The following is a 6,652-nucleotide window of genomic DNA, read 5'->3' as shown; positions in this document are numbered from 1 at the left end:
CTGGGAGGGATGGGGGGGATGAAGGGGATGAAGGAGATGGAGGGGAAAGCCAAAATATGCGGTAGCCTACGGGTGGGATTTCGGGGGCGAAGAATAGTAGGGTTGATGGTTCAGATGATTGGGAGACAAGCTGCTTTCCAGAAGTATCGTAAATCTGCCATTCTTCTGGTGTGGGTAAGGCTACAGAGACTACCTCAGAGCGTTGCCAATTGAGAGAATTGAAAATGAAAATAGGCAAACTATCAGGTTTTGGTGGTTCCGATGGGGTAATGTGAGATGCGATCGCAAAAAGTGATTCCTGTAATATCTTCGTTCCGACTTGTTCTACTTGCTGCCACTGGGTTAAAGCATCTGTGTAAACTTGATTAATTGAAGAACCAGGTAAAATATCGTGAAACTGTTGAAATAACACCTGCTTCCAAGCTGCTTCGATTTCTGCTTTGGGATATGTCACACCACAGCTTACGGTTGCCAAGGTAGCAAATAGTTCAGCTTGATATAATAAATTTTCACAACGACGATTCCAGCGTTTTTGGTCTGCGTGGGTAGTGTAGCAACCACGATGGAATTCTAAGTATAGTTCGTCATTCCAAGTAGGGAATGATGGAGAATCAGAACTTCTGACCCCTGACTCCTGACTCCTGACTCCTTTACTGATTTGCTGTAAATACTTTTCAGCCGTCGTGAATTCTAAGTCTGGGAAAACAGGCGACTTTTGCCAGCGTTGGGCGGTTTCTAACATATCACGGGTGGGACCGCCGCCGTGGTCGCCGACACCGGGAAGCCAGAGGGATTCTGATAAACCAGTTTGGGATTGCCATTCCAGAGCGGATGATGCCATTTTAACTGGGTCAATGCTTTCACCGATAGGTGCAGACATCAAACTAAAGACTTCGCTACCGTCAGGCGATCGCCACCAAAAAGCCCCATAATCAAATTTAGTAGTATCATTCCACCGCAACTTCTGAGTGACAAAATACTCAATTCCGGCATTAGCGAAAAACTGCGGTAAAGTTGCACAGAAACCAAAAGAATCTGGAACCCATACTATAGTCGAAAGCTGGCCAAATTTTTCCTGAATATAGCGTTGACCATACAATAGTTGACGGACTATTGATTCACCAGCAATTAGATTGAGTTCCGGTTCCACCCACATCCCGCCGACAACTTCCCAACGTCCAGCAGCTACCTGTGCTTGAATCGCCTGAAACAAATCTGGGCGATGTTCCTCAATCCAAGCATAAAGGGCGGGAGTGGAATGGCAGAAAATTAACTCAGGAAAATCTGCTTGCAACTTCAGAACCGACTCAAAGGTGTTTTGCGCCGCATTCCAAGTTTCACTCACAGGCCATAACCATGCTAAATCTAAGTGAGCATGACCCAATAAGAAAATTTTAGATTTTTGATCCCCCCAACCCCCCTTCAAAAGGGGGGCTAAGATGTCGGATTGAATTAAATTTTGACGTAGAGACAAAAACGACTTTACTAATCCCTTCTCTTCCTCTGTGTCCTCTGTGCCTCTGCGGTTCGTAACTTCTGCCACCATCGTCGCCAAAACATCTAACTTCTCTGGTGTAAACTTTTCCAAATAAAGTTGCATCACAGCTAACTCATCAGCCACAAAACCCGGATCGGGATTATTATCAACAGTAGACTCATACACTAGGAGCGATCGCACTAAAGCACCATCACAATGTCCCGGACTCTCTAACCGCAAAGCCACAATAAACTCTTCCCCTGGTGTTACCCCCTGACTCACAAGCACTCTAGGCGAACAATCGAATAAATCACCCTCCAGCACTAACTCCCCATTCACGTAAATCTCAGCAGAATCTGCCCACCAAACCAGCGCCAGCCGCAAAGATAACCCAGTTAAGGGATAACCCTGTAAATCTTGGGGAACCACCAATCTTTGCACTAGCCATAGCACTTTTTTCCCGCCTGTCCAAACGATATGTTCTTTAGCATTCAACTCGACAGGTTGCCAATGAGACAAATCAGTAGCTACAACATCGGTAATAATCAGGTCAGATTCCTGATATAGCCAGCTAGACTGAAGATTAACTTGACAAAAAGAGCGTAGTTGCTCAATTGCTTGTGAGATAAATTTGGTATGGCATTGAGAGACAATCGGGGTCATATATTCGCTAAGATGAGGTGTTGGTTGTTTTTATTGTTTGGCGCGAGTCTCACAACTTAACAAGACTTGAACTAAAAAATTACTACTTATGTCTTCTGGTTCCTCTGGTCGTTATCAAAGCAGACTATTTAACTTTGTCCACCAGCAATCTCGGCGGGTGACACAACAGTGGGAACACACCTTCCGGCATTTGCAAGTTGCCACTAAGTGGGGTGTGGAGGCACTACTTTACCCAGTGTATCTACTGTTTCAGTCATCTGAATCATCTGGAAAAACGCTACAGACCAAAGAACCGCAAACTAGACTAAAGTTACAACCAAATGATACCGATTTCCAGTCCAAAATTCCAAATGCTGATAACCCCATTCAACAAGTACTAGAAGCAGTCAATTATCTGTTGTCAGATGAAACCACCTTTACTCCTGCAAAAACATCTGAACCTTTCAATGCCCTGGCTTTATTAGGAGTTTTTCGGCTGAAATTCGTTTATAAGAACTCAACAAATAACGTTAGTCTTACTAAATCCTCAACAATTACAGAAAATCAAGCGGTAATTCTCCATCCTTCACAGCTAGAGAACGCTTCCAAACAAGATTTTCCAGTAGTGCGAGGAATTGCCACAAATTTGATGAATCGTAGTTTAGTACTTGTTACTACCGACAATGAAATTCTCGATATTTTGACACCCCAGCAGCAGGCAAAATTAGAAGAAAGAATTATTAACGAAGTTGCTAATTACTGGCAGTATTGGCGATTGGTTATAGCTAAAAAAGAAACGGAGTTATTACCGCAAATCGATCGTTTATTAGTAAAGCTCACTGAGGGCGATACAACTAAAATTCCAGTTTTGGATCGGGGAATACCAAAAGATTTAGTTAAAAAAGACAGATTATTGGCCTTTTTAGATATAGCCGTTGCTAAGTTAGAGTCAAATGCTTTAGTCCCTGTGCAAGAGCGTAGCCAAGAAATTGTTCAAGTTGCCCAAACTAAGTTAAATATATTTATTTATGGCAAAGAGCAATTAGCTGCTAATGGAGAAATTGCAACTAATACTGATGGTTTGGAAACTCATACATTAAATCTTCAGGCTTTGATTGAGGCGGCGCTTAATTACTTTTTTGGTGTTGGTAATAGAAAAACACTTGAGCCAACAACTAGTGATGAGCGATTCCCAGGTAAACTATTCTCGTCACGCCTTAGAAAAGCCTTGTCTAATAGCCCTCTGTTAGAGAACCAGGATTTAGTTGTTGACCCTTGGCTAACCTGGGGGGATTTATTTGGGGACACCGAAACCATTACTGACAAGTCAGTTACACTATCTGAAGTCAAAAATCCTGCTTTAGCGGCAAGTTTATCAGTAAGGCATTTTCCACAAAAGAATTTAACTGTAAAACAACCTAAAATCGGATCTGGTTTGGTACGAAGGAAACAACCAACTAGTAGTCTTGTCTCAAATCAAAAAACATCTGGAAAAGTTGCCTCTGTAAAACAAACCCAAGCCCGCATTTCTCAAACTAAAAGCGAGAGTCGTAAAGGTGAAATTTTACAACAGCAATTTCATCAAAGTAGTCAAGTTGAGGCACAACCAGATTGGATAGAAACTAAAGCAACTTCAACAGGCTATGAGAAGCACCCCTTAGAGCAAATTTTGGCATGGGTTGATTATGCTATGCTCTGGCTAGAAGAAAGATTTGTAAAGGTTTTTCAGTCGTTACGACAACTATGGCAGGGAAAATAATACTAGTTTGTAATTTTGTAATCTAAAACAGCAAATTTAATCCGGGTTTACAGGTTTATCAAGAAGAATTCAGAATTCAGGAGTCAGAATGGGCTAAACCTTAGCTATCCGCTAACAGCATGAATTCTGTACGACTGGGTTATAGCGCAGCGTAAAGCCTGCGGCATAGCTTCTCTACGAGAGGCTGCGCCAACGCTTAGAGCGAGTCTTCTCCCAAGGGGAGACGCTACACGAACGAGCGTCTGAATATTGGTTTAAAACCTTGCCCCTTGTGGGCGAAACAAATTTTAAACATTATTCCTTACTAATACTCTATCCCTTTATGTGTAGAGTATTATGAATGCTGAATTCTGAATTCTGACTCCTGTTTATATCTATAACCTAATTTTGGAAAATTGGTATAAGCTGGAAGATATTTTTTAATAACCTATTATAATATTCACAATTATTCAGAATTCAAGAGCCAGAATAATTAAAGCCTCCTTGCGGGAAGATTACTTCGGTGTGAGCGTTAAGGGACTTCCAAAAAATAAAATATACAGTAGGGTGTGTTAGGCGAAAGCCGTAACGCACCGAGATATCTGGCGGTGCGTTACGCTGTCGCTAACGCACCCTACAAAATTGGATATTTTTTTAATTGGAAGTCCCTAAGTCGAATATTTTAAAATATTCGGCTACATTCAATGTGAAAGAATCAGGATAAAATTTGATGAATCAATATATATATGAATCATAATCATGACTAAAAATATTTCAAATAAATGTCCTATTTGTGGTAACGAAGGAATCCATATTCGTTCATTGTCTAGAAATAATATTATGAGCGAATTAGAAGATTATTTTGCTGAAAAGCCTCCAGAAAAAATTGAAATAATAGACTATGAGATCCAGCAATGTAAAAATTGCTCGCTTGAATATTCTTTCCCTCTCGAAGCTGGTAGCCAGTCATTTTACCAATGGGTTACTACTAGAGTAGGTTATTATCCAGAATCTAGATGGGAATGGTTGCCTGTAATTGAGCAAATAAATCAGCGAGAAAAACAGAATTCGATTTCTATCTTAGATGTGGGCTGTGGAGGAGGGAATTTTCTTGAAATTGTCAAAAAACTTTCAAATACTCGTATAGTTGGCTTGGATACAACTCTAAAATCTGTTGAAAAATGTCAGGCTAGAGGATTTGAAGTTTATTGTGAAACAATTGAGAGTTTTTACAATAAATTTTCTCATGAAAGGTTTAACTATATATTGTCCTTTCATTGCTTAGAACATATTAGTCAACCAAAGCAGTTTATTGCGTCAATGTTTTCTGTTCTTAAACCGATGGGTAGCATATTTATCAGCACTCCTTATTCACCTATGTCGGTTGAGTCAGATTGGTTTGATATATTAAATCACCCACCACATCATCTGCTACGCTGGAGTAAAAAATCTTACGAAGAACTAGCACATCAATTGGGTTGTGAGATAAAATTTTATATGCCACCTGCAAACTCTGTGATAGCAAGAACAACAAACAATTTTAGTTTATCTAAATTTGGAAAAAATCAAACAGTATCTAAGTTGAAGTTATTCCAAGAAATTATAAAAAACCCTACTTTATTTTTGAAAATATTCTTCGATCAATTAAGGCGCGAGCGAGTTAATAGAAGTGTTGCCGCAGATATTGTATTAGTGGAATTAAAGCTCTCCTCAAAAATCAAATAGAATTCCTCTTCTTTGTTCTGAAAATACGTAAAAAATTAACCAGATGATTGACCATAGCGATCGCATAGCTTCTCATAGAGAAGGCAGATTTCAAGGTGTGGGAGGATGTGACCTGTATTACCAAAGCTGGCATCCAGAGGGTAAAGTACGGGCAATATTAGCGATTGTGCATGGACTGGGAGGGCACAGCGATCGCTACAGTAATGTAATTCAACATTTGCTACCCAAGCAATATGCTGTTTATGGCTTAGACTTGCGTGGTCATGGACGCTCACCAGGTCAGCAAGGCTACATCAACGCTTGGAGTGAGTTTCGCGAAGACTTAGGAGCCTTTTTACAGTTAATTCAGACTCAGAATCCTGGATGCCCAATTTTTCTTTTGGGTCATAGTTTAGGTGGGGTGATTGTCTTAGATTATATTCTGCGTTATCCCCAAGAAGCATCAGTTTTGCAAGGTGCGATCGCTCTTGCGCCAACCTTGGGGAAAGTTGGGATTTCACCGATTCGAGTGCTTTTAGGAAAAATGCTCTCACGGGTGTGGCCGCGTTTCACCCTAAATACAGGCATTGACATTAGTGCTGGTTCACGAGATCCGCAGGTTTTAGCAGCGATCGCTCAGGATACACTGCGACATACCCTAGCTACTGCCCGTTTAGCTACAGAATTCTTTGCAACACTTGATTGGATTAATGCTCACGCAGGGGATTGGCAATTACCATTGTTGATTCTCCACGGTGGTGCAGACCGAGTGGCTTTACCTGCGGGAAGCGATATCTTTTATCAACGGGTAAACTGTAAAGATAAGCTGAGAATTGAGTATCCAGAAGCCTATCACGAAATTCAGCGTGACCTCAATTATCCAGAGGTAATGGCTGATTTGGAAGATTGGTTGGAGGCACACCTATCACCCCAGACAGCACAGTTAGTACGAGGAAGTGGTGAGTTAGAGTTTCCTAGTTTTTAGCTTAAACGGCTAGAAGCCACACACTGTAACCCGCATTTCTCACAAGCTTCAGGCGTTTGATAGAGCAGAGGGGCAGAGGGGCAGAGGGGCAGAGGGGAAAGAACTT

At 41.2% G+C, this 6,652-nt stretch carries 4 protein-coding genes; 3 read left to right on the top strand and 1 reads right to left on the bottom strand.

Going from position 1 to position 6,652, the window contains the following annotated elements:
- Positions 1-2,140 (bottom strand): alpha-mannosidase (locus CDG79_RS38090; protein ID WP_094346702.1); only part of this gene is annotated, 2,140 nt, incomplete at its 3' end.
- A gap of 88 nt (positions 2,141-2,228) precedes the next feature.
- Here CDG79_RS38090 and CDG79_RS38085 point away from each other — a divergent pair.
- The 3 genes from CDG79_RS38085 to CDG79_RS38075 all read left to right on the top strand — a co-directional run bounded on the left by CDG79_RS38085 (position 2,229) and on the right by CDG79_RS38075 (position 6,546).
- Positions 2,229-3,878, top strand: coding sequence for a hypothetical protein (locus CDG79_RS38085; protein ID WP_094346701.1), 1,650 nt, complete (start codon positions 2,229-2,231; stop codon positions 3,876-3,878).
- Between the two features lie 738 nt (positions 3,879-4,616).
- Positions 4,617-5,582 carry a class I SAM-dependent methyltransferase gene (locus CDG79_RS38080; RefSeq protein WP_094346700.1) on the top strand — a complete coding sequence of 322 codons (966 nt, stop codon included), beginning with the start codon at positions 4,617-4,619 and terminating at the stop codon, positions 5,580-5,582.
- A gap of 43 nt (positions 5,583-5,625) precedes the next feature.
- On the top strand, positions 5,626-6,546 hold the full coding sequence (locus tag CDG79_RS38075; RefSeq protein ID WP_094346699.1) for an alpha/beta hydrolase: 921 nt from the start codon (positions 5,626-5,628) through the stop codon (positions 6,544-6,546).
- The last annotated feature ends 106 nt before the right edge of the window (positions 6,547-6,652 follow it).

It is taken from the genome of Nostoc sp. 'Peltigera membranacea cyanobiont' 232 (genome assembly GCF_002245985.1).
Lineage (GTDB): Bacteria > Cyanobacteriota > Cyanobacteriia > Cyanobacteriales > Nostocaceae > Nostoc.
Note: the sequence above shows the minus strand (reverse complement) of the source record. Positions and strands in the feature narration are given on the sequence as shown.

Bases quoted from the DNA above. Each gene is read 5' to 3' on its own strand.
- CDG79_RS38085 (WP_094346701.1), top strand. From the start codon at position 2,229: ATGTCTTCTGGTTCCTCTGGTCGTTATCAAAGCAGACTATTTAACTTT.
- CDG79_RS38080 (WP_094346700.1), top strand. From the start codon at position 4,617: ATGACTAAAAATATTTCAAATAAATGTCCTATTTGTGGTAACGAAGGA.
- CDG79_RS38075 (WP_094346699.1), top strand. From the start codon at position 5,626: ATGATTGACCATAGCGATCGCATAGCTTCTCATAGAGAAGGCAGATTT.